17 protein-coding genes and 1 pseudogene are annotated in these 22,961 nt (G+C 69.5%); 11 read left to right on the top strand and 7 right to left on the bottom strand.

Annotation, left to right across the window (positions count from 1 at the left end):
* The first annotated feature begins 8 nt into the window (after nt 1-8).
* Together ABN611_RS38615 and ABN611_RS38610 are read left to right on the top strand one after the other, a co-directional pair.
* A complete protein-coding gene (locus tag ABN611_RS38615; protein WP_350277263.1) occupies nt 9-1,310 on the top strand; it encodes a sulfatase-like hydrolase/transferase in 1,302 nt (433 codons plus the stop codon).
* Nucleotides 1,297-2,694 carry a sulfatase-like hydrolase/transferase gene (locus ABN611_RS38610; RefSeq protein ID WP_350277262.1) on the top strand — a complete coding sequence of 466 codons (1,398 nt, stop codon included), beginning with the start codon at nt 1,297-1,299 and terminating at the stop codon, nt 2,692-2,694. Before ABN611_RS38615 ends, ABN611_RS38610 begins: the two co-directional genes overlap by 14 nt.
* On the opposite strand, the gene lipB is transcribed toward ABN611_RS38610, so the two are convergent.
* Nucleotides 2,676-3,392 (bottom strand): lipoyl(octanoyl) transferase LipB, encoded by a 717-nt coding sequence (gene lipB, locus ABN611_RS38605; RefSeq protein WP_350277261.1) that lies wholly within the window; start codon nt 3,390-3,392, stop codon nt 2,676-2,678. The two genes, ABN611_RS38610 and lipB, sit on opposite strands and share 19 nt — an antisense overlap.
* Nucleotides 3,393-3,484: 92 nt before the next feature.
* Here lipB and ABN611_RS38600 point away from each other — a divergent pair.
* Nucleotides 3,485-3,892, top strand: a pseudogene (locus ABN611_RS38600) (protein kinase); the annotation flags it as partial.
* Nucleotides 3,893-5,824: 1,932 nt separating this feature from the next.
* Here ABN611_RS38600 and ABN611_RS38595 read toward each other — a convergent pair.
* Nucleotides 5,825-6,109 (bottom strand): hypothetical protein, encoded by a 285-nt coding sequence (locus ABN611_RS38595; protein ID WP_350281764.1) that lies wholly within the window; start codon nt 6,107-6,109, stop codon nt 5,825-5,827.
* 549 nt (nt 6,110-6,658) lie between these two features.
* Here ABN611_RS38595 and ABN611_RS38590 point away from each other — a divergent pair.
* Nucleotides 6,659-6,982 carry a hypothetical protein gene (locus ABN611_RS38590; protein WP_350281763.1) on the top strand — a complete coding sequence of 108 codons (324 nt, stop codon included), beginning with the start codon at nt 6,659-6,661 and terminating at the stop codon, nt 6,980-6,982.
* A gap of 376 nt (nt 6,983-7,358) precedes the next feature.
* On the opposite strand, the gene ABN611_RS38585 is transcribed toward ABN611_RS38590, so the two are convergent.
* The 3 genes from ABN611_RS38585 to lpdA all read right to left on the bottom strand — a co-directional run bounded on the left by ABN611_RS38585 (nt 7,359) and on the right by lpdA (nt 11,993).
* A complete protein-coding gene (locus ABN611_RS38585) occupies nt 7,359-8,246 on the bottom strand; it encodes a TIGR01777 family oxidoreductase (protein WP_350277260.1) in 888 nt (295 codons plus the stop codon).
* 150 nt (nt 8,247-8,396) lie between these two features.
* Nucleotides 8,397-10,358 carry a 2-oxoglutarate dehydrogenase, E2 component, dihydrolipoamide succinyltransferase gene (sucB, locus tag ABN611_RS38580; protein WP_350277259.1) on the bottom strand — a complete coding sequence of 654 codons (1,962 nt, stop codon included), beginning with the start codon at nt 10,356-10,358 and terminating at the stop codon, nt 8,397-8,399.
* Between the two features lie 243 nt (nt 10,359-10,601).
* Complete coding sequence (gene lpdA, locus ABN611_RS38575) at nt 10,602-11,993, bottom strand: dihydrolipoyl dehydrogenase (RefSeq protein ID WP_350277258.1); 1,392 nt, start codon at nt 11,991-11,993, stop codon at nt 10,602-10,604.
* Nucleotides 11,994-12,175: 182 nt separating this feature from the next.
* On the opposite strand from lpdA, the gene ABN611_RS38570 reads away from it, so the two are divergent.
* The gene (locus ABN611_RS38570; protein WP_350277257.1) at nt 12,176-12,493 is read left to right on the top strand and encodes a hypothetical protein; all 318 of its coding nucleotides are present in this window, start codon (nt 12,176-12,178) and stop codon (nt 12,491-12,493) included.
* A 28-nt stretch (nt 12,494-12,521) separates the two neighbouring features.
* Here the strand turns inward: ABN611_RS38570 and ABN611_RS38565 are convergent, their stop codons facing one another.
* Nucleotides 12,522-14,024, bottom strand: coding sequence for a leucyl aminopeptidase (locus ABN611_RS38565; protein ID WP_350277256.1), 1,503 nt, complete (start codon nt 14,022-14,024; stop codon nt 12,522-12,524).
* Between the two features lie 97 nt (nt 14,025-14,121).
* On the opposite strand from ABN611_RS38565, the gene gcvT reads away from it, so the two are divergent.
* The 6 genes from gcvT (at nt 14,122) to ABN611_RS38535 (ending at nt 21,692) form a co-directional block, all read left to right on the top strand.
* The gene (gene gcvT / locus ABN611_RS38560; protein WP_350277255.1) at nt 14,122-15,222 is read left to right on the top strand and encodes a glycine cleavage system aminomethyltransferase GcvT; all 1,101 of its coding nucleotides are present in this window, start codon (nt 14,122-14,124) and stop codon (nt 15,220-15,222) included.
* A gap of 353 nt (nt 15,223-15,575) precedes the next feature.
* Nucleotides 15,576-16,583 carry an ABC transporter permease gene (locus ABN611_RS38555; protein WP_350277254.1) on the top strand — a complete coding sequence of 336 codons (1,008 nt, stop codon included), beginning with the start codon at nt 15,576-15,578 and terminating at the stop codon, nt 16,581-16,583.
* A 41-nt stretch (nt 16,584-16,624) separates the two neighbouring features.
* Nucleotides 16,625-18,385 carry an ABC transporter substrate-binding protein gene (locus ABN611_RS38550; protein WP_350277253.1) on the top strand — a complete coding sequence of 587 codons (1,761 nt, stop codon included), beginning with the start codon at nt 16,625-16,627 and terminating at the stop codon, nt 18,383-18,385.
* 91 nt (nt 18,386-18,476) lie between these two features.
* Nucleotides 18,477-19,469 (top strand): ABC transporter permease, encoded by a 993-nt coding sequence (locus ABN611_RS38545; RefSeq protein WP_350277252.1) that lies wholly within the window; start codon nt 18,477-18,479, stop codon nt 19,467-19,469.
* Nucleotides 19,470-19,522: 53 nt separating this feature from the next.
* Nucleotides 19,523-20,653: an ABC transporter ATP-binding protein gene (locus ABN611_RS38540; RefSeq protein ID WP_350277251.1), complete on the top strand. Its 1,131-nt coding sequence runs from the start codon at nt 19,523-19,525 to the stop codon at nt 20,651-20,653.
* Between the two features lie 19 nt (nt 20,654-20,672).
* Nucleotides 20,673-21,692 carry a dipeptide ABC transporter ATP-binding protein gene (locus tag ABN611_RS38535; RefSeq protein WP_350277250.1) on the top strand — a complete coding sequence of 340 codons (1,020 nt, stop codon included), beginning with the start codon at nt 20,673-20,675 and terminating at the stop codon, nt 21,690-21,692.
* Nucleotides 21,693-21,743: 51 nt separating this feature from the next.
* On the opposite strand, the gene ABN611_RS38530 is transcribed toward ABN611_RS38535, so the two are convergent.
* A complete protein-coding gene (locus ABN611_RS38530; protein ID WP_350277249.1) occupies nt 21,744-22,949 on the bottom strand; it encodes a low temperature requirement protein A in 1,206 nt (401 codons plus the stop codon).
* Nucleotides 22,950-22,961 lie beyond the last annotated feature (12 nt).

Genomic DNA, 22,961 nt, shown 5'->3' with positions numbered 1-22,961 from the left:
GTGTCCCCATGCGCCCGCCGAACATCCTCGTGATCCTGTCCGACGAACACACCGCCGCGGCGGCCGGCTGGGCCGGCCATCCGCACGTCCGGACCCCGAACCTCGACCGCCTGGCCGCGCAGGGCGTCGCGTTCGACCGCGCGTACACCAACAGCCCGATGTGCGTCCCCTCGAGGCTCTCCCTCCTGTCCGGCCGGTACGTGCACCAGATCGGGGCCTGGGACAACGGCGTGATCCCCGGCCCGGCGTACCGCACCTGGGGACACCACCTGCGCGACGCGGGCTACACCTCGGTCATCGCGGGTCGCACCCACTTCAACGGCCCGAACCGCCTGCTCGGCTTCGACCGCCGCCTCACCGACGACCTCGACTTCTGGATCGACCACAGCGGCCGACCACCTCGTCGTACCGCAGACTGGCGACGCCCCACCAACTCGCACGTGACCGAGCAGGGCACCGGCGACCACGTACACACCCAGCACGACGTGACTGCCACCGACGCGGCACTGGAATTCCTGCGCGACCCGGGCGCGGATCCGTTCCTGCTGTACGTCGGCTACATGCACCCGCACTTCCCGTTGGTCGCACCACCGGAGTTCCGGGCGCTGTACAACACGGCTGATGTCGACGTTCCGATTGTCGACGATCACCAACATCCGGTGATCTCGTTGCTCCGGCACGGGTTCCGCAACGACGAGCCGTTGACGGAGGAGCAGATCAGGGAGGCGACGGTCTGCTACTGGGCGCTGATCAGTCACCTCGACCACCAGATCGGGCGACTGCTGGACGCCGTCCCGGAGGACACCGTGGTCATCTACACGAGTGACCACGGTGAAATGGCCGGCCAGCACGGCATCTGGCAGAAGCAGTGCTTCTACGAGCCCGCCGTACGCATCCCGTTGCTGCTACGCCACCCGTCGCTGCAGCCCGGCCGGAGTACTGCGCACGTCAGCCTCGTCGATGTGCTGCCTACGCTCCGGGACGTCGCCGGTCTGGCTCCAGACGCCGCACTGCCCGGCCACACGTTGCTGGACGCGCAGGACCGACCTGTGCTGTCGGAGTACCACGCACAGGGGATGGTGGACGGCGGCTTCATGCTGAAGTCCGGATCGTGGAAGTACTGCTACTACGGCGCTGGCCACGCTCCACAGGTCTTCCACGTCGACGACGACCCTCTGGAGCTCAACGACCTGTCTGGTGAACATGCCCTGGTGCAGCGACTGGATGCTGAGCTGAGATTGCTGCTGGACCCTGATGCGACCGATGCGCGTGCGAAGTCAGACCAGGCTGCGCGCCTTGCGAGAGGATGAGCTGTTGCCCGCTCCGAACATTCTGCTGATCGTTTCCGACGACCACGGGTACGCCGACCGCAGCACGCTCGGTGTGCACGCCGACGTACGTACCCCGGCGCTGGACCGGCTGGCTGCGGAGGGGGTGAGCTGCACCGACGCCTACGTGACGGCGCCCATCTGCAGCCCTTCTCGGGCGTCGATCATCTCCGGGCGGTACCAGCAGCGCTGGGGAGGCCAGTGGTTCGACTCGGCCGCTTTCCCGCCGGACGACGTACCGACGCTGGCTGAGATCCTGCGCGACCAGGGGTACCGGACGGGGTACTTCGGCAAGGTGCACTACGGGAAGGAGGATGTGGGGGACAGGGCGTGTCCGCCGCACCACGGGTTCGAGGAGACGCTCTACGGGCTGGCGGGGCAGTCGTTCGGGCGGCTGAACTACCTGCACCACTCCGAGGAGGCTGTGGCGTCGTACGGGCAGCCGGCCGCGCACCACATGGCTGTGCAGCCCCTGCTGTCCGGGGACGCGCCGGTGGAGCATGAGGGCTTTCTGACGGCCGAGTTCGGCAGGCGCGCGGCTGAGTTCATGGGCGCGGAGGACGAGCGGCCGTACTTCTGCATGGTCGCGTTCAACGCCGTACACAACTTCTGCTGGCAGCTGCCGGAGTCCGAGCTGGAGGCGCGGGGCCTGCCGACGTTCCGCGACTGGTCGCCGGAGGTGAACGGCTCATTCATGGAGTGGTACGACGACGTGATCGTGCCGAACCTGCCGCACGGACGGGAGTACTACCTCGCCCAGCTGGAGCTGATGGACGCCGAGATCGGGCGGCTGCTGGACGTGGCCGGTGACAACACGATCGTCGTGTACGTGACCGACAACGGCGGGTCGACCTGCAACTTCGGCGACAACGCTCCGCTGCGCGGGACGAAGTACACGCTCTGGGACGGCGGCATCCGGATCCCGATGCTCTGGCGCTGGCCGGAGCAGCTTCCGGCGGGGCGGCGTACGGGCGCGTTGGTGAGCACGATGGATCTCGTGCCGACGCTGGCCGCGGCGGCCGGTGCGACCGTGGAAGGGGCTGACGGTCTGGACATCCTGCCGGTGCTGGCGGGGTCAGTCGAGGTCGCGCACGAGGACCTGCACTGGGACTGCGGGTTCCAGTGGGCGGTGCGGTCGGGGGACTGGAAGCTCAGCTGGGTGGCGGACGACGACAACACCCGGCACCTGCGGGACTACGAGCACGCGCCGATGGGGGAGGGCTGGTTTCTCGCGAACCTGGCCGACGACATCGGCGAGTCAACCAACCGCTTGGCTGACCAACCGGAGGTCGTGGCCCGACTGAGGTCGTTGCACGCCGACTGGCGTGCGGAGGTGGGGCTGGAGGCTCAGACCGTCAGCCCGTAGGTGATCGCCGTCGGCGGTTCCTCGTGGTGGTCGATGTCCGGGCTGCGCTCGTACTCTTCCCAGGCGAGGAACCGGTCGAGGTGCCGGCGTACCGGGTCGAGGACCTCGGCGATCGTGACCTCGCGGCCGAGCTCCTGCGACAGCGTCGTCACGTCGGCGTCCGAGATGCCGCACGGCACGATTCGGTCGAACCACGCCAGGTCGTTGTTGCAGTTCAGTGCGAACCCGTGCATCGTCACGCCCTGGGCGACCCGGATCCCGATCGCGGCGATCTTCCGCTCCCGCCCGCGGTCGTCGGCGGCGACCCAGACGCCGCTGCGGCCCTTGACACGACCGGTCTTCACACCGAGCTCGGCGCAGACCGCGATCAGCGCCTCCTCGAGCCGGCGGACGTAGTCGACGACGTACACGTGCGAGGCCAGCTTGACGATCGGGTACCCGACGAGCTGCCCGGGACCGTGCCAGGTGATCTTGCCGCCGCGGTCGACGTCCACCACCGGCGTGCCGTCGAACGGGCGCTCCTGGGGCTCGGTCCGCTTGCCGGCCGTGTACACCGGCGGATGCTCGAGCAGGATCACCGTGTCGGACCCGGTGCCCGCAGCAACCTCCGCGTGCAACCGCCGCTGCTCGTCCCAAGCAGCCCCGTACTCGACGGCGTCGTCCCCGAACCCAGCCTCCACATACCGAATAGCACTCACACCGCGAGTGTAGGCGGCGCCTGGTGGCCCGGGCCCGAGGGGCTGTGGATAACTTCCGCGGGGGAGGTCGCGATCGGTGCATCCTCTTGGACATGGACCTCGGAGACCTCGCCGGCTACAGCCTGCGCCGGCAACTCGGGTCCGGACCGATCGGAACCGTCTGGCAGGTCCGGGACCGCGCGACCGGCCGGAACGCCGTACTCAAACACATCCCGCACCACGCAGTCCCCGACCCGCGGAGACTCCGCGAGGACCTCAGCCTGCTGTCCCGCCTACGCCACCCGCACATCGCCTACCTACGAGAGTTCCACGAGACCGGCACCGGCTGGGTCCTCATCACCCAGCACCTCGTCGCCGGCTCCCTCGCAGCCCTCCTCACCCGCCGCGGCCCCCTGACCCGCGGCGAACTCGTCACCCTCCTGGCCCCCGTGGCCGAAGCCGTAGCCCACCTCCACAACTCCAGCCTCACCCACGGCGCGATCACCCCCCAAAACATCATGTTCGACGCCGACGGCCGCCCCATCCTCACCGACGCCACCCTCCACCCCGGCACCACCACCGCCGACACCCAAGCCCTCACATCCCTACCCGACCAGGTATCCGAGGACCCCGCCCCCTTCCCCCCAACCACCCTCACCACCACCCCCCTCCAATCCCTCCCACACCGCCTCCTCACCCTCCACCCACCCACCCCCATACACCTAGCCATGCCCCTGGACCCCATCCCCCCACCCACCCCAAGCCCCACGGCGAGCTCCGCACCGAGCTCCGCACCAAACTCCGCACCGAGCGTCACAACCGGCTTGACGTCGGCACCCGATCACCGCGCCGGCTCGGCGTCCGAACCGGATCCGGAGGCTGGCCCGGCGTCCACGTCGAGCCTCGCGGCCCGCCCCATGTCCGAGCCAACCGCCGAGCGTGCCCCCCTGCGCGCGCCGGGCTCCACGGTCGGTTCTACGTCTGCGCCGAGTTCTACGGCTGGGTCCGCGTCAACGCCGAGCTCCGGGCTTGGTTCTGCGTCAGCGCCAAGTCCCGCGGGCCGCTTCGCGCCTGCGCCTGGCCCGGCGCCGGGTTCCGGTTCCGTTCCCACCTCCACCCACGACGGATCCATCCCTGCGGCCCCGTCACCTTCCGAAACCGCCGCGACACCCCTATCGGACTCGCACACCAGCGCCTCTGCCGCCACGTGGTACTTGCCCGCAGGCGACGTACCTGCCAACTGGCTCCCTCACCCACGCAACCGCCCCACCCCGCAGCCAGACTGCGGAGCATCGACGACACACCCAAAGTCAGGCGATGCACTACCCGGCCCGCCCGCCCTCTCCACCGACCCCACCGCAGCCTCAACCGCCCGATCTGCCACCGGCTCAACCGACGGTTCAACCGTCGGCTCAGCCAACCAGCGAGCTGATGGGCCGACGGCCGCGGCCAGTGGAAAGCCAACAACTGAAGGCTTCGTCCCCAGCCGGCCGTCCGCCGGCTTCTCCCGCCCTGACCGCACACCACCTGGTCTGTCGAGCACTCCCTCGGACCCGCCCATCACCGGCCCGGAGTCCCGCCGCACCCACCCCGCGCACCCGCCCGACGATGGCGAAGATGACGACACCCCAGCAGTCGCCCGCGGACCACTAGCTCCACCACCTTCAAACAGACCAGCACCCCACCCGACACCACCATCTCCATTCACCCAGGCCGATTCCGCCCCAGCACCAACTGCCAAACCAAAACCAAAGCGCACCCTCTCCACCCGCCGAACAAAGTCCCGCCGAGGCCGCGCCACCCGCACGACCCGCCCCCTCCCCACCACCGACCCCCTTCACAACAACCACATCCCCAACAGACGCAGCCGATTCGCAGGCGACGCATTCATAGCCCGAACACTCGGCCACTCACCCGACCGCAGCACTCCGCGCGATCGCGCTGATGAGCCGAGCACCACCAAGTCGGCTGACAGTTCCAACGGATTCGAGCGGTTCGACGGGCTCGACGGAGGCTCTGCATTCGGCGGCTACGTCTTCGGCAGCGGGGCGCAAGGCGCTGGTGACGCGCTCCGCCCCGACGACATGTCAGCACCCAGCGATGCCACCGGTCCTCGCGACCTTGTATTCGGCTACGAGTTACCAGCCGCCAACGATGCCCGTGAGAAAGACAACGCGTTCGGCGGACAAGCACTCGGCCGCAGCGGCGATCCCGGCGCAGGCGTTGCGACCGGCAGCGCCGCCAGCACTGCGTGGTACGTCGACGAGGCGTCCGGTGGCGCCGACGCGTCGTACGACGCCTATGCCCCCGGTGCTGGCGCGGCGTTTGGTGTTGGGCTGGGGATCGGTGGCGGCGCCTTGCGTCGCAGCGCTGAGTTGCGCGGTGGCGATGCGAGCGGAAGCGATACGCCGTACCGCGATGTGTCGTACAGCAGGGATCTCGCCAGCGCTGGCTCAGTGTTCGGTGTTGGGCTGGGGCTTGATGGTGGCGCCTTGCGTCGCGGTGGTGCGTTGCGCGGTGGTGATGCGGGCGCGAGCGATGCGTCGTACCGCGATCGGGCGTACGGCGGTCAGGTGCTGGGTGGAGGCGATGCGTCGTACGGAGGTGATGCCCCGGGTGGCAACGCGGCGTTCGGTGTTGGCTGGGGGATTGATGGTGACGCCTTGCGTCGCGGGGGTGGGTGGCGCGTTGGTGATGCGGGCGATACCGACTCGTCGTACGGCGACGGGTCGTACCACGGTGGGCTCCGCGGGGGTGGCCGGACTCGGCGCGGTGGTGGGTGGCTTCGGCGTCGATGGTTTCGGCGTGCTGGGTTTCGGTGGAGTGGGGTGGGTCGGCGTGGGAAGGCGGTTCGGGGGCAGGGCTGGTTGCTTGATGGTTATTGGTTTGGGGTTGTGGTGTGGGCGCGGGTGCTTCGGGTGGTGCGGCGGCCGGGGTTTGGTGTGGTTGGGGCGGTTGGGCTTGGTGCTGTGGTTGTACTTGGGGTTGGGGTTGCCGCGATGCGGGCTCTCGACAGTTCAGCTACTACGCAGGCCTCGTCTGGGCCGTCGACTGGTGGTTCGGTGACGCGGCCGGTGAAGACCGGGGCGGTGCGGCCTTCGCAGGCCGCACCGTCGCAGGCAGCGCCGTCGCCGACGGTGCCTTCGCGGGCGGTGGGGTCACCTTCTGTGGGGGCGCCTTCTCGGGCTCAGGGTCCTGCGGGGCGTGGGGAGTTGGTGGTTTGGACTCGGGCTTTGCGGAGGCTCGATGCTCGGCGTGCCCACGGGTTCTGGACGTTGGATGCTGGGGTGCTGGACGAGGTGTATGTGCCGGGTAGTTCGCCGTGGGTGGCTGATCGCGGGCTGTTGGCTGCGTACCGGAAGCAGAACGTGCGCGTTCGAGGGCTCCGGATCGCGATCGAGAGGGTTGCGCTAGTTCGCCGTACGACGACCAGCGTGACGCTGAAGGTGACTGATCGTCTTGCCGCGGGCGAGGCTGTGGATCACGTCGGCGCTGTGACGCCGATGCCGGCAGGACATTCGTCGACGAAGTTGATCACGCTGACCGCCACAGCCGGAGCCGGTGGCGCAAGCCCGCAGGTGTGGCGCATCAGCTCAGTCACTCAAGGCTGATCCGGGGCAGGGGCGAGCACCTCGACGCTGGTGAGGTGGCGGATCGTGCTGGCGCTGGCGCTGACGCGGCGCTGAACCGCGGGCCGGTTGCGCTGCCGGTGCCGAGGCCGATGCCGGTGCGTGCGCGGGCCGGTGTGGTGCGGGAGCTGGTGCCGGTGTGGTGTGGCTGGGTGGCTGGGGACGACGTTGGTTGTGGTGGGCGCGGCGCCGGTTGGAGTCTGCCCGTGGCGGGCGGTCCGCGGAGCCTACGTCGTCCCGGCCGTGAGGGGCCGGTTACGTGGACCTGGCGCATGGGGCCGCGATGAGCCCGGGCGCCGGCAGGTCGGCGGGTTCTCGGTGTGGCGTGTGGGATCGGCGCCCGGCTCGAGGCTGGGGGTTAGGTGAGGGCTGCCTGGATTGTGGGGGTGATGGTGGGGTGGTGGAAGGTGAAGTTGGTGGATTGGAGGCGGGTGGGGAGGGCTCGTTTGCTGCCTAGGAGTTCCCAGGCGAATTCGCCAAGGGCCGTTTTCATGAGGACGGCGGGGACGGGGAGTAGGGCGGGGCGGTGGAGGGCGGTTGCCAGGGCCTTGGTGAATTCGGCGTTGGTGGGCGGGGTGGGGAGTGCGACGTTGATCGGGCCCGTGAGGGTGTCGTGTTCTGCTACGTGGCGGACTGCGCGGAGCCAGTCGGTGAGGGAGACCGTCGGGAAGTACTGCGTTCCAGGGCCCAGCCGGCCGCCCAGGCCCAGGCGGAAGGGGAGGGTGAGGAGCTGGAAGGCTGGGGCCTTGCGGTCGAGGACCACGCCGGTGCGGAGGGCGGCTACTCGGCTGCCGGCTTGTTGGGCCGGTTCGAGTGCGCCTTCCCAGAGGTGTACGACGTCCGCGAGGAAGCCGTCGCCCAGCGGCGTGTCCTCGGTCAGGATCTGGTCGCCGAGGTCCTTGCCGTAGCCGCCGATCCCACTCTGCGTGATCACGACCGGGCGCCGGTCCAGTTGGGTCGCCACGCGGGCGAGTGTCGAGGTCGTGCTGACCCGGCTCTCCCGGATCGTACGGCGGTACGTCGGGGTCCACGGGCGGCCGATGTTCGCGCCGGCCAGGTTCACGAGTACGTCGGGCTCGCCTAGGGCGCCGGGGTCCAGATCGCCCCGCGCCGGGTCCCAGCGCACCTCGTCCGGCGCGGTCGGCGTACGGCGTACCAGCCGGACGACCTGGTGGCCGTCGGCAACCAGGTCGCGGGTGAGGGCCTTGCCGAGGAAGCCGGAGGCGCCGGCCAGCACGTACTTCATCCGCTGTGCTCCTTCAGGGATTCGATGGGCCCGCGGGAGTCGGCTACCTGCGGGATCCAGTGGACCGGTACCCACGGACGTCGCCAAAGGCAACGGCGCCGGTGTCCGTCCCCGGGGGAGACAGGCACCGGCGCCGGCTGTCCGATCGGATCAGACGTCGAACTGGGCCTCTTCGAGGCGCTGCTTGACCGCCGTCAGGTAGCGGGCCGCGTCGGCGCCGTCGACCAGGCGGTGGTCGTAGGTCAGGGCCAGGTACACCATCTGCCGGATCGCGATCGTCTCGCCGAGCTCCGGGTGGGTGATGACGACCGGGCGCTTCACCACGGCACCGGTCCCGAGCATGCCGACCTGCGGCTGGTTCAGGATCGGGGTGTCGAACAGCGCGCCGCGGCTGCCGGTGTTGGTGATGGTGAACGTGCCGCCCGCCATCTCGTCCGGCAGCACCTTGTTGTTGCGGGTGCGGTCGGCGAGGTCGGCGATCTTCGTCGCCAGGCCGGCGATGTTCAGGTCGCCGGCGTTGTGCACGACCGGGACCATCAGGCCGCGCTCGACGTCCACCGCGATGCCGAGGTGCTCGGCCGCGTGGTACGTGATCTCGCCCTTCTCCTCGTCGATCGACGCGTTCAGCTTCGGGTACTGCTTCAGCGCGTCGACCGCGGCGAGCGCGAAGAACGGCAGGAACGACAGCTTGACGCCCTCCCGGGCCTCGAACTCCGCCTTCTTCGCGTTCCGCAGCTTGGCGATCTCGGTGACGTCGACCTCGACGACCGTGGTCAGCTGCGCCGAGACCTTGAGGCTGTTGACCATGTGGGTCGCGATCGCCTTGCGGATCCGGCTCATCTTCTCGGTCGTACCGCGCAGCGGGCTGACGGCCGGGGCCTTCGCGGCGGCGGCCGGGGCCGCGGTCTGGGCTGCCGGGGCAGGGGCAGCCGCGGCGGCCTTCTGGGCCTCGGCGGCGGCGATGACGTCCTGCTTGCGGATCCGGCCGCCGACACCGGTGCCCTGTACGGCGTTCAGGTCGACTTGGTGCTCCGCGGCTAGCTTGCGGACCAGCGGGGTGACGTAGTTCGGGCCTTCGGTGGCGGCGCCGTTCGGCGAGGCGGCCGGGGCCTGCGTCGCTGCCGGGGCCTGCGTTGCGGTCGGAGCGGCGGCGGGAGCGGACTGCGGGGCGGGAGCAGCCTGCGGGGCCGGGGCCTGGGCGGCGGGAGCAGCCTGCGGAGCCGGGGCCTGGGCGGCGGGGGCGGCCTGGGGGGCCGGGGCCTGAGCCGGTGCGGACTGCGGGGCGGGGGCGGCGGCCGGAGCCTGGGCGGCCGGAGCCGGGGCCGGGGCGGCCGGAGCCGGGGCCGGGGCGGACTGGGCTGCCGGGGCGGACTCGGCTGGGGCTGCCGGAGCGGAGGAGGAGGTGGGGGCGGCGTTGCCGGAGCCTACGACGGCTAGTTCGGCGCCTACCTCTACTGTCTCGTCCTCGGCGACCTTGATTTCCAGGAGTTTGCCGGCGACCGGGCTGGGGATCTCGGTGTCTACCTTGTCGGTGGAGACCTCGAGGAGGGGTTCGTCGACTGCTACGTCGTCGCCTACCTGCTTGAGCCAGCGGGTGACGGTTCCTTCGGTCACGCTTTCGCCGAGGGCCGGGAGGGTTACCGGGGTGCCGGAGGTTGCCTGGGGCGCGTTTGCCTCGGCGGCCGGGGACTCGGCCTGGGTCGAGTCAGCGGCGGCTGCGGAAGGCTGAGGTGCAGCCTGCGTTGGGGCAGGGGCAGGGGCCGGGGTGGGCTCAGCCGGAGCCGATTCAGCCGGTGCGGCGTCGGCGGCCGGTGCCGACTCGGCGGCGGCCGGAGCTGACTCGGTTGGGGCGGCGGGGGTGGAGGAGGCTTCGCCGGCGTCGCCGATGACGGCTAGTTCGGCGCCGACCTCGACGGTCTCGTCCTCGGCTGCCTTGATCTCCAGCAGGGTGCCGGCGACGGGGCTCGGGATCTCGGTGTCCACCTTGTCGGTCGACACCTCCAGCAGGGGCTCGTCGACGGCAACCGTGTCGCCGACCTGCTTGAGCCAGCGGGTGACGGTTCCTTCGGTGACGCTCTCCCCGAGGGCCGGCAGGGATACAGAGGTCGGCATGACGGTCGTTGCTCCTTCGTCTGATCGGTCGAGTGTCAGCCTACGGTGCCGCCGGAGCGGGCGGGATCCGGGTCACGGCCGTCCCGCACGCTCCCTGCGGCTCAAACCTACTCGGGCGCACCAGCGGTCCGCCCGGCAGTCAGGTCCTGTCCGGTCATCCATCGCCTGCCGCGCGACATCTCGGTACGGCGTCTCGCCGCACCGAGCACCTCCTCGCGACGGCGTCGGCTCACCGGACAGGCCTTAGTCATGGAAGTGCAAAGGTTTCCCGGCCAGGGCGAGGTGGGCCTCGCCGAGGGCCTCGTTCTGGGTGGGGTGGGCGTGCACGAGCGGCGCGACGTCGGCCGGGTACGCCTCCCAGTTGTAGATCAGCTGGGCCTCGCCGATCAGCTCGCCGACACGCGAGCCGACCATGTGCAGCCCCACCACCGCGCCGTCGCGCGCCCGCACCAGCTTCACGAAGCCGGCCGTCTTCAGGATCTGCGACTTGCCGTTGCCGCCCAGGTTGTAGTTCAAGACGTCCACATCGCCGTACTTCGCCCGCGCCTGCTCCTCGGTCAGCCCGACCGACGCGACCTCCGGCTCGGAGTACGTGACGCGCGGGATGCCGGCCTCGTCGATCGGCGTCGGCGCCAGGCCCGCGAGGTGCTCGGCGACGAAGATGCCCTGCTGGAACCCGCGGTGCGCGAGCTGCAGTCCCGGCACGATGTCGCCGACCGCGTAGACGCCCGGCACGCTGGTCTGCAGCGTCGAGTCCACGGTGACGAACCCGCGGTCGAGCGCGACGCCGACCTCCTCGTAGCCGAGGCCGGCGGTGTTCGGCCCGCGGCCGACCGCGACGAGCAGGACCTCCGCCTCGATCACCTCACCGCCGGCGACGGTCACCTGTACCCCGGAGTCGACAACAGAGACCGACTCGAACGGCGTACCTGTCTTGAAGGCGATCTTCCGCTTCCGGAACGCGCGCTCCAGCGTCTTCGAGCAGTCCGCGTCCTCGGCCGGGACGAGCCGCGGCAGCGCCTCGACGATCGTCACGCGGGTGCCGAACGAGGTCCACGCGGACGCGAACTCGACCCCGATCACGCCGCCGCCCAGGACGACGGCCGACTCCGGCACCCGGTCCAGCGTCAGCGCGTGCTCGCTCGCGATCACCCGGTGCCCGTCGAGCTCGAGGCCGGGCAGCGACCGCGAGTACGAACCGGAGGCGAGGATGACGTTCCGGCCGGTGTACGTCGTGTCGCCGACCTGGACCGTGGTGGGCGAGGTCAGCCGCCCCTCGCCCTCGATCACGGTGATGCCGCGGGCCTTCAGCTGACCCTGCAGGCCCTTGAAGAGCCGGTCGACGACGCCGTCCTTGTACTTGTTCACGCCGCCCATGTCGACGCCCTCGAGCGTCGTCCGGACCCCGAACTGCTCACCCTCGCGCGCCGAGTCCGCGACCTCGGCCGCGTGCAGCAGCGCCTTGGTCGGGATGCAGCCGCGGTGCAGACAGGTCCCGCCGACCTTGTCCTTCTCGACGAGCGCCACGGACAGCCCGAGGGTCGCCGCGCGCAGTCCGGCGGCGTAGCCACCGCTGCCGCCGCCGAGAATCACCAGGTCGTACGTCGTACCACTGCCAGTCGAGGTGTCAGTCACAGGTTCCTCCGTGGGTCTGGTCGGGCGGGCGGCCCCGGATCGCGGTTCCGGCCCGGCAGCATCTTGTCACCGATCACGGCCGGAGCCACGTCCGGGCCGCCCGTGGCGCGCGGGCCGGAACCGGACACAACCGTTATCCAGGATTTCGGCGGGGACTTGCACAGATAGTGGACACTTACCCCATGAAGTGGTTCGGTCGCCGGCAGAAGGCCGGAACGATGCGCCGGTCGGACAGTCCCGACCAGGCGCACCTGCGGGAGTTCGCCCAGACCCGCCAGGGCGTCGAGGGCTTCGTCGAGCCGCGCACGGCGGTGACCGACTACACGCTGCTGCTCGTCGCCATCGACGGCGAGTGGACGCGGCGCCGGGTCCCGTCGGTGAAGTGGGCGCACGACTTCGCGAACCGGCTCGGCATCCCGTCGTACGACGCAGCGGTGGTCGGCTACCCGCCCCGGATGCGCGAGTACAACGCCCGGATGAAGCGGAACGGCCAGGCCTGACCGCCGCAGCGGCCAGGCCTGCGAGAGATCAGCTCGCGGAGGCGGCGAGCTCCACGAGCGTGCGGACCGCGTACCCGGTGCCGCCGTTCGGGGTGTAACCCGAGGCGCCGCCGTCGTTGAACGCCGGGCCCGCCACGTCCAGGTGCACCCAGTCGATGCCCTCGGCAACGAAGTCGCCGAGGAAGGCGGCCGCCGCGAGCGCGCCGCCCCACGGCTCGCCGGTGATGTTGGCCAGGTCGGCGACCTTCGAGTGCGACTTCAGCTTCTCCAGCATCTCGGCCGGCACCGGCAGCGGCCACATCGCCTCACCGGCCGCGACGGCCGCGTCGACCACCCGGTCGCGGGCGCTGTCGGTGTTCCCGAACGCGCCGGCCACCTTGGTGCCGAGAGCAACGACACAGGCGCCGGTCAGGGTGGCCACGTCGACGATCAGGTCGGGCGCGTCCTCGCAGGCCCGGACCAGCGCGTCGCCGAGCACCAGCCGGCCCTCGGCGTCGGTGTTCAGCACCTCGACGGTCTTGCCGCCGTACATGGTCAGCACGTCGGAGGGCCGGGCCGCCGAACCGGACGGCATGTTCTCGGCCATCGCGGCGTACGTCGTCACCTGCACCGGCAGCCCGAGCCGCGCGATCGCGATCGTCGCCCCGATCACCGCGGCCGCGCCGGCCATGTCGGACTTCATGCTCACCATGCCGGTCGACGTCTTCAGCGACAGGCCGCCGGAGTCGAACGTGATGCCCTTGCCGACGAACGCCAGGTGCGTCACCGGCTTGCGAGGCGTGTAGCTCAGCCGGACCAGCCGCGGCGGGTTCGTCGAGCCCTGGCCGACGCCGAGGATGCCGCCGTACCCGCCCTTCGCGAGCGCCTTCTCGTCGAGGACCTCGACCTTGACGCCGTACTCCTTGCCGAGCTTGACCGCGTCGGCCGCGAACTCCGCCGGGTGCAGGTCCGACGGCGGCGTGTTCACCCAGTCGCGCACCTGCGCGACGGCCTCGGCGGTCACCTGGCCGCGCTCGAGCGCGGCCTTGGCGTCCTTGTTCCGGGCGAGGTCGGTGAGGACGGTGAGGTTCCCCGGTACGTCGTCTTCGTTGCCCGCGGACGAGGACTTGTACGCCGTGAACGCGTAGCGGCCCAGCAACGCGCCCTCGGTCACCGCGCGCACGCACTCGGCGTCGGGCGTCGGCAGCGCGAACGCGACCGACTGCGACGTCTTCGCGGCCCGGACCCCGGCGCCCGCCGCGGCCCGCAGGTCCTCGGTCTTCAGCTCGCCGTCGGGGGCCGCGCCGAGACCGACCGCGATCAGCGTCGCGGACTTGCCCGGACGGGGCCCCGGGACCTTCGTCACCTCGCCCGTCTTGCCGGTGGCGCCGAGTCCGGACAGCACCTCCACCAGCTGCCCGCCGTACGCGGCGTTCAGCGACTCGGTGCCGGCCGGCAGAGCGATGCCGCCGCCGAGTTTGACCACGCCGATGACCACGGCGTCGGTCTTGACGCCGGCGGCATCGGACTTGCTCAGGGTGATGGTGGTCACGAAATCCTCAGTCCTCCTTGACCGGCGGGCAGACGGCCGGTCGTCACGGTACGTGCATGCTGCCTGAGCATGCTACGCGTCGGGTAAGTTCCGCTCCATGACCCAGGCACCTGAGCTGAAGAAGTCCCCGCTGCACGAGCGCCACGTCGCGCTCGGTGCCAAGTTCGCCGAGTTCGGCGGCTGGGAGATGCCGCTGGAGTACGGCGGTGTCGTGGCCGAGCACACGGCGGTCCGTACGTCGGTGGGCGTCTTCGACGTGAGTCATCTCGGGAAGGCGACCGTGAAGGGCCCGGGTGCCGCGGCCTACGTGAACGCCTGCCTGACCAACGACCTCGGCAAGATCGGGCCGGGCCAGGCGCAGTACACGCTGTGCTGCAACGAGCGCGGGGGAGTGGTCGACGACCTGATCGCCTACCTGCACGCCGACGACGACGTCTTCCTGATCCCGAACGCGGCGAACACCGCCGAGGTGGTCCGGTTGCTCCAGGCCGAAGCCCCCGACGGTGTCGAGGTCACGAACGTCCACGACGACTACGCGATCCTCGCGGTCCAGGGCGCGAACAGCGACGAGGTGGTGTCCGCGATCGGCCTGCCGACCGGGCACGACTACATGTCGTTCGCCACCGCCGACGTCGACGGTACGCCGGTCGTCGTCTGCCGGACCGGCTACACGGGCGAGCGCGGCTACGAGCTCGTCGTACCGAACGCGGCCGCGGTGGCGGTCTTCGACGCGCTGCTGCGGGCCGGCGAGCCGTACGGCATCGTCCCGGCCGGGCTGGGCGCCCGGGACACATTGCGGACCGAGATGGGGTACCCGCTGCACGGCCAGGACATCTCCCCGGACATCACGCCGGTGCAGGCGCGGTCCGGCTGGGCCGTCGGGTGGAAGAAGGAGCACTTCTGGGGCGACGCGGCGCTGCGTGCCGAGAAGGAGCGCGGTGCGGCCCGGATCCTGCGCGGCCTGCGCGCCGCCGGGCGGGGTATTCCGCGGCCGCACATGACCGTTCTGGGGGAATCCGGCACGGCGCTGGGCGAAGTCACCTCGGGGACGTTCTCGCCGACCCTGAAGAAAGGCATCGCGCTGGCGCTGCTCGACGCGACCGTGCAAGAAGGCGACCAGGTGGTCGTCGACATCCGCGGCCGCCAGGAGGTCTTCGACGTGGTGAAACCACCGTTCGTGACGGTTCATGTCCGGTGACAGCGTTGTGCCACAAAACGCCCCGAACTGTCACACTACGTAAGATCCTGGCACAAATTGGCCACTGTCGGTATTGTGCCGACGCGCTTCGCGAAGGATTGACTGCGTAGGGTGACGAAATGGAGCAAATGTTCCGGTCCCGTACCCGTTCCGGTAACGATTTGTGCACTGCTGCCGGACACTGCTGGTTTGGTGTCACGGTGTCGGGCAGGCTAGCGCGCGGTTGTGGGGCAAGGGGCCTGTCAAGGGATTTGACCTAGGCCCGCCACAGAGCGAAGGCTCGGCACGGCATCCACCGATATGTGCCGGATCTGCGGACCGAAATCCGGCCGACTGAACTGACGGAGTGCGAATTGAGTATTGGGTCGCCCGACTCGACCGTAGGGGTCGAAGAACACCCGGCGTCGGCCGAGCCGGCCCGTTCCGCCGCCACTCCGCACGGTAAGTCGCCGAGCCGGATCGCCTTCGACCGGTTGCGCAAGGACAAGGTCGCGGTGGTCTGCGCCTCGGTCGTGCTGTTCTTCATCCTGATCGCCGTGCTGGCGCCGCTGCTGGCCAAGCTCGAGGGCCAGGACATCTCGACCTTCAACACCGACCAGCTCGACGAGTACGGCTACCCGTTGATCGGCCCGACCGCCGACCACTGGTTCGGCATCGAGCCGAAGACCGGCCGGGACAACTTCGCCCGCTGGGTGTACGGCGCGCAGCCGTCGCTGATCATCGCGTTCGTGGCCACGGTCGTGGGCACCACGGTCGGGGTCGTGATGGGCCTGCTGGCCGGCTTCCTCGGCGGCTGGGTGGACCGGGTCATCTCCTGGCTGATCGACTTCGTGCTGAGCCTGCCGCTGCTGCTGTTCGCGATCGCGATCGTGCCGATCGTCGAGTCGATGCGCGGCGGTTCGTTCAACCTGAGCCCCGAGCAGCAGGCGGACATCCGGTTCCAGGTGCTGATCTTCGTGCTCGCGTTCTTCGGCTGGGCCGGCCTCGCCCGGATCATCCGGGGCGAGGTGCTCTCGCTGCGCGAGCGGGAGTTCGTGCTCGCCGCCAAGGCGATCGGCGTGCCGACCCACCAGGTGCTGTTCAAGGAGCTGCTGCCGAACCTGGTGGCCCCGATCGTGATCTCCGCCTCGCTGTCGCTGCCCGCGTACGTGACCGCGGAGGCCGGACTGTCGTTCCTCGGCGTCGGACTGGTCGAACCGAAGCCCTCGTGGGGCCAGACGATCGCCGTCGCCACCAACTGGTTCAAGGCCGACCCGCTCTACCTCTGGCTGCCGGTCGTCGGGATCACCGCTCTGGTGCTCGCCCTGGCCCTGCTCGGAGACGCGATCCGGGACGCCTTCGACCCCAAGACTCGCCGGTAGTACGGCGATTGCCCCTGCGGCAGAAAAGGAGAAACCCGAACATGCAGTGGAAACGGATCACCGCGGTCGCGGCAACGGTCATGCTGGCCGTCGCGGCCTGTGGCAGCCCGTCCTCGAACAGCGGGAACAACAGTGGTGGGGAGGGCAACCTGGGAAGTGCCCAGGAGAAGGCGACCGACCCCACTGCGAAGGGCCCGGCACCGGAGGTCGAAGGAGCCAAGAAGGGCGGCACCGTCACGGTCCTGTCCGACGTCACTCCGGACACCTTCGACCCGACGAACATCTACTACGTCGACGGTAACCAGATCGCCAAGCTGTACTTCCGGGCGCTGACCCAGTACCGCCTGGACGGCCCGGACCACAAGCCGGTCCTGGTTCCGGACCTCGCCGAGGACCTCGGTACGAAGTCCGCGGACGGCCTCACCTGGACGTTCAAGCTGAAGCAGGGCATCAAGTACCACGACGGCACCCCGGTCAAGGCCCAGGACTTCGCGTACGCGATCAAGCGGTCCTTCGCGCACGACCTGTACGACGCCGGACCGACGTACCAGCAGCAGTTCTTCCTGGACGGCGACAAGTACAAGGGCCCGTACGGCGCCGGCGGCGCCAACTACAAGGGCGTCGAGACGCCGGACGACCACACCCTGGTCATCAAGCTGGCGAAGAAGTTCGACGACCTGCCGTACTACGCCGCCTTCCCGATGTTCACGCCGATCCCGCAGGCGAAGGACACCCAGAAGAACTACGAGCAGAAGCCGATGGCGACCGGTCCGTACATGGTCCAGTCGTACACCCCGGGCACGCAGCTCAAGCTGGTGAAGAACCCGCACTGGGACCCGAACACCGACCCGGTGCGGCACCAGTACCCGGACGCCTGGGACTTCAAGTTCGCCCAGGACACCATCAAGGCGCAGCGCACCGTGCTCGCCAGCTCCGGCCCGGACGCGAACGCGCTGAACTACAGCAACCTGGACGTCTCGCTGATCCCCGAGGTCAAGGACCAGAGCCAGCTCGTCAAGGGCCCGGGCCCGTGCACGAACATGTACACGATGGACACCCGGAAGATTCCGTTGGAGGTCCGCAAGCTGATCGCCAAGGCGTACCCGTACGACTCGTGGCGCAAGGTCGCCGGCCTGGTGCCGGACACGGACATCCCGGCGTCGACGATCCTGCCGCCGGCCGTCCCGGGCTTCGAGAAGTACGAGCTGCCGGGCCTGACCGGTAAGGGCAAGGGCGCCGAGGACGACGCGGTCGCCAAGGAGGTCAAGGACGAGCTGGCCAAGCTGGGCAAGGCGAACTTCGAGCTCAGCTGGTACTACTCGATCGACGACAAGATCTCGACCCAGGCGACGCAGCTGCGCAAGCAGGTCTACGAGAAGGCCGGCTTCAAGGTCAAGGCCATCGGTGTCCCGAAGGCCAAGATCCGCACCTTCACCGGTGACCAGGACGCGCCGGTCAACATCGGCAAGACCCCGGCCGGCTGGTGCTCCGACTGGCCGAGCGGCTCGAGCTGGTACCCGGTGCTGTTCCGCTCCGACGCGATCGCCCTGGGCAACAGCGTCGGCCAGCTGCAGGACAAGGCCCTCGACGCCCAGATCGACGCGATCGCGGCCAAGACTCCGGACGAGCAGCTGAAGGAGTGGATGAAGCTCGACAAGGAGATCATGGAGAAGCACCTCCCGGTCCTGCCGCTGTACTACTCGGCGACGAACTCGCCGGTCGGTAAGAACATCGGTCACGCGATCAACGACATGACGCAGGGTATGCCCGAGTTCACCTCGATCTACCTGAAGCAGCCCTGATCGAACTGACGCAGTACTGATCCACTGAACAGTGGCGTGGTGCCCGGACCACAAATCCGGGCGCCACGCCGCTCGGTGAGGAGACAATCCCGTGCTCTATTTCGTGGCGCGCCGGCTGGTGAGCGCGCTCAGTGTCGTGCTGGCAACGCTGATCGCGACCTTCGCGCTGTTCTTCATCGCGCCGACGGACCCTGCCGCCGCGATCTGCGGCGAGCGCAACTGCACCCAGCAGCGCTACAACGAGATCAAGTCGAACCTGGGCCTCGACCAGCCGAAGGTGCAGCAGTTCGCGGAGTACGCGGGCGGGATCGTCGCCGGCCGTGACTTCACCACCTCCGGCGTCACGCAGCACTGCGCGGTGCCCTGCCTGGGCTTCTCGTTCAAGAACGACCGGCCGGTCACCGAGATGATCAAGGACCGGTTCCCGGTGACGCTGTCGCTGGTGATCGGCTCCTCCGTGCTGGTGCTGACGATCGGCGTCTTCGTCGGATCGATGGCGGCCAAGAGACGCGGGAACGTCGGCGACCGGGCCTTGATGACCAGCACCCTGGTGGTCAGCTCGGTGCCCTACTACATCGTGGCGCTGATGGTGTCGCTCTACCTCACCGTGCTCTACCAGATCCTGCCCCGCGGCGGCTGGACGCCACCGACGGAGAACCCGGTCAAATGGGCGGCGGGCCTGCTGACACCGTGGCTGGTGCTCGGCATCTACAACTGCACGTCGTACGCGCGCTACTCCCGCGGCTCGATGGTCGAGACGCTGAGCGAGGACTACATCCGGACCGCGCGGGCCAAGGGCCTGTCCGACCGGGTGGTCACCTACAAGCACGCCCTGCGCTCGGGGCTGATCCCGGTCGTGACGATCTTCGGCCTGGACGTCGCCGCCAGCCTCGGCGGCGCGATCTTCACCGAGCGGATCTTCGACCTCCCCGGTCTCGGCGTCCTGGTCCTGGACAGCTTGAACAGCTACGACCTGCCGGTGATCATGGGCACCGTGCTGGTCGCCTCCGTGATCATCGTCGCGATGAACTTCCTGGTGGACATCGGCTACAGCCTGATCGACCCGCGGGTGAGGTTGTCGTGAGCACACCAGCCCCCGAGGACCGGGCCCCCGAAGACCGGAAGGACAGCAACGGCATGGCTGAAGACGCAGCCACCCCGGCCGACGCCCCCGCGGCCGCCGCCAAGCGCGGCCCGTCGGTCGCCACCCGGGAGCGCCGTCAGGGCGCCACCAACCCCAGCGGCGAGACGCCGTACCTGGTGGTCGAGGACCTGGCCGTGAAGTTCCCGACCGCCGACGGGCTGGTCAGCGCCGTGAACGGCCTGAGCTACTCGGTGCCGCTCGGCCGGACGCTGGCGATCGTCGGCGAGTCCGGCTCCGGCAAGTCGGTGTCGAGTATGGCCGTGATGGGCCTGCACGACCGCAAGCGGACCCGGATCACCGGGTCGATCCGGCTCGACGGCGACGAGATCATCGGCCTCAGCGAGAACGACCTGATGAAGATCCGCGGCGACGCGGTCTCGATGGTCTTCCAGGACCCGCAGTCGTCGCTGCACCCGCTGTACACCGTCGGCAACCAACTGGTCGAGGCGTACCGCGTGCACCACAAGGTCACCAAGGACGTCGCGAAGAAGCGCGCGCTGGAGATGCTCGACCTGGTCGGCATCCCGAACCCGCCGCGGCGCTTCGCGCAATACCCGCACGAGTTCTCCGGCGGTATGCGGCAGCGCGCGATGATCGCGATGAGCCTGATCAACGACCCGAAGCTGGTGATCGCCGACGAGCCGACCACGGCGCTCGACGTCACCGTGCAGGCGCAGATCCTGGACCTGCTGAACAACCTGCAGAAGGAGTTCGGCTCCGCGATCGTGCTGATCACCCACGACCTCGGGGTGGTCGCCGAGATGGCCGACGACGTGCTGGTGATGTACGCCGGCCGCTGCGTCGAGTACGGCACCGCCGAGGACGTGCTGGCGAACCCGCGGATGCCCTACACCTGGGGCCTGCTCGAGTCGATCCCGACGGTGTCCGCGGCGAACGAGAAGCTGCGCCCGATCAAGGGCCTGCCGCCGAGCCTGCTGAACTTGCCGAGCGGCTGCTCGTTCAACCCGCGCTGCCCGTACAAGGAGCGCGTCAAGGGCGAGCTCTGCACGACTGATCTGCCGGAACTCCTGCCGGTCGACGGCGCCGGTGCGCACACGTCCCGTTGTCACCTGCACGACAAGGCCTCGGTGTACGAGGCCGAGGTCGCGCCGCGACTGGGCTGACGAGGGGGACTGAGGAATCATGAGCGAAACTCTTCTGCAGGTCCGCGACCTGAAGATGCACTTCCCGATCAAGGAGGCCGCGGGCCTCGGCCGGACCAAGAAGGTCGTCCAGGCCGTCGACGGCGTGACCTTCGACCTGAAGGCCGGCGCCAGCCTCGGCCTGGTCGGCGAGTCCGGCTGCGGCAAGTCGACCACCGGCCGGATGATCACCCGGCTGCTGACCCCGACGTCGGGCCAGATCCTCTTCAAGGGCACCGACATCGCGCAGCTCAAGGAGCGGGAACTGCGCCCGTTCCGCCGGGAGCTGCAGATCGTCTTCCAGGACCCGTACAGCTCGCTGAACCCGCGGCAGACGGTCAGCAACATCATCAGTACCCCGCTGCGCGTCCACAACCTGGTCCCGAAGGGCAAGGAGCTCGCCCGGGTCCAGGAGCTGCTGGAGCGGGTCGGCCTGAACCCGGAGCACCACAACCGGTACCCGAACGAGTTCTCCGGCGGCCAGCGGCAGCGGATCGGGATCGCCCGGGCGCTCGCCGTGGAGCCCGAGGTGATCATCGCCGACGAGCCGGTGTCCGCACTCGACGTGTCGATCCAGGCGCAGGTGATGAACCTGCTCGAGGAGCTGCGCAAGGACCTCGGCATCGCGTTCGTGTTCATCGCACACGACCTCGGCGTGGTCCGGCACTTCTGTGACGAGGTCGCGGTGATGTACCTCGGCAAGATCGTCGAGCAGGGCCCCCGGGACCAGATCTACAACGCGCCGCAGCACCCGTACACGCAGGCGCTGCTGTCCGCGGCCCCGGACCTCGGCACGATCCGCGGCGTCCCGCCGAAGGAGCGGATCCGGCTGGTCGGCGACGTCCCCTCGCCGATCGACCCGCCGAGCGGCTGCCGGTTCCGGACCCGTTGCTGGAAGGCGGAGGACATCTGCGCCACGCAGGAGCCGCCGCTGGAGCTGAAGCCGCAGTCCGGCCCGGGCCACACGGCCGCCTGCCACTTCGCGGAGCCGAAGGTCGACCTGACCGCCGCCACCGCCTGACTCACCCGAACGCAGAGGACCCCCGTCAACGGCGACGGGGGTCCTTTGTCGTCAGTGGTGGTGCCGCAGCTCCTCGCGCTCCTGCGCGAACCTGACCGCCTCGAACGCGACCAGCGCGGCCAGCAGCACGGCCAGTACGCCGAGCTGCGCCAGCGCCGGCGCCTTCGCCACCACCGGTACGGCGATCGCGGCCAGGCCCGCCGTGATCAGCCGCGAGATCCCGACCTGGTGCACCGTGCGCCACTTGAAACCGACGTGTCCGAGCAGGTACAGGACGACGCCGCCGTACAGCGCGAACAGGGCGACGCCCTTCAGCGGGTCGTCGAGCTGGTGGTGCTCGGTGTCGCCGACGTACTCGAGGACCTTCTTGAGACCGAGGGCGAGAATCACGATGCCGGTCACCATCGGGAAGTGCAGGAAGGTGTACGCGTCCCGGGCCAGCTTGGGCCGGGTCTCCGCCGGCTCGGCCGCGAGGGCCTGCTCGCCGTAGTGCACGGTGGCGTCGAAGTAGATCCACCAGAGCGCGGCCGACACCCCGAGGCCGAGCAGCGACGCGATGACGATCGGCCACGAGATCGGCAGGTCGGTGACGCCGACGCCGATCGCGACGATCGACTCGCCGAGCGCGATGATCACGATCAGCCCGTGCCGCTCGGCGAAGTGTCCGGCGGAGCGGAACCGCCAGCCGCGCGCGTCGATCAGGTAGGTGCCGCCGTAGTCGACCGCCAGCGCCGCCGCCCAGAGCGCGGTCTGGGTCGCGCCGTGGTACTGCGACGCGACCAGCAGCAGCGCGGTCGCGCCGAGCATCGACGGCGCGAACCGGATCAGCGTCCGGCGCAGCACCGCGTCGCCGTCGGCGATCAGCCAGAACAGCACCAGGTGCAGCGCGCGGAAGGCGAAGTACGCGCAGGCGATCACGACCGGCCCGGGGAGGCCGCCGGGCAGGTCGTGGAACGCCTCCGGGATGGCGAGCGCGATCATGAACATCGCGGCCATCGCCAGCAGCAGGACGCCGCGCACCGAGCCCTCGTCGGCCTTGACCAGGTTGCAGAGCCAGGAGAAGCCGATCCAGCTCCACCAGAGCAGCCCGGTCAGCAGGATGCCGCGCAGGACGCCGTGCCAGGTCAGGTCGTGCGCCATCAGTGCGGTGATCTGGGTCAGCGCGAACACGAACACCAGGTCGAAGAAGAGCTCCAGCGTGGTGACCGTCTGGTCCTCGCTGGTCTGTGCCGCCCTGATAGGCCTCCGGGTCGTCATGCGGCACATCCT

It is taken from the genome of Kribbella sp. HUAS MG21 (assembly GCF_040254265.1).
Classification (GTDB): domain Bacteria; phylum Actinomycetota; class Actinomycetes; order Propionibacteriales; family Kribbellaceae; genus Kribbella.
The sequence above is the reverse complement of the archived record's forward strand: the minus strand, read 5'-3'. Positions and strand labels throughout refer to the sequence as shown.

What these genes read in the sequence shown, in the direction of transcription:
- ABN611_RS38570 (WP_350277257.1), top strand. Translation starts at nt 12,176, where the DNA reads ATGAAGTGGTTCGGTCGCCGGCAGAAGGCCGGAACGATGCGCCGGTCG.
- ABN611_RS38615 (WP_350277263.1), top strand. Translation starts at nt 9, where the DNA reads ATGCGCCCGCCGAACATCCTCGTGATCCTGTCCGACGAACACACCGCC.
- sucB (WP_350277259.1), bottom strand. Translation starts at nt 10,358, where the DNA reads ATGCCGACCTCTGTATCCCTGCCGGCCCTCGGGGAGAGCGTCACCGAA.
- ABN611_RS38535 (WP_350277250.1), top strand. Translation starts at nt 20,673, where the DNA reads ATGAGCGAAACTCTTCTGCAGGTCCGCGACCTGAAGATGCACTTCCCG.
- ABN611_RS38550 (WP_350277253.1), top strand. Translation starts at nt 16,625, where the DNA reads ATGCAGTGGAAACGGATCACCGCGGTCGCGGCAACGGTCATGCTGGCC.
- ABN611_RS38585 (WP_350277260.1), bottom strand. Translation starts at nt 8,246, where the DNA reads ATGAAGTACGTGCTGGCCGGCGCCTCCGGCTTCCTCGGCAAGGCCCTC.
- ABN611_RS38530 (WP_350277249.1), bottom strand. Translation starts at nt 22,949, where the DNA reads ATGACGACCCGGAGGCCTATCAGGGCGGCACAGACCAGCGAGGACCAG.
- gcvT (WP_350277255.1), top strand. Translation starts at nt 14,122, where the DNA reads ATGACCCAGGCACCTGAGCTGAAGAAGTCCCCGCTGCACGAGCGCCAC.
- ABN611_RS38540 (WP_350277251.1), top strand. Translation starts at nt 19,523, where the DNA reads ATGGCTGAAGACGCAGCCACCCCGGCCGACGCCCCCGCGGCCGCCGCC.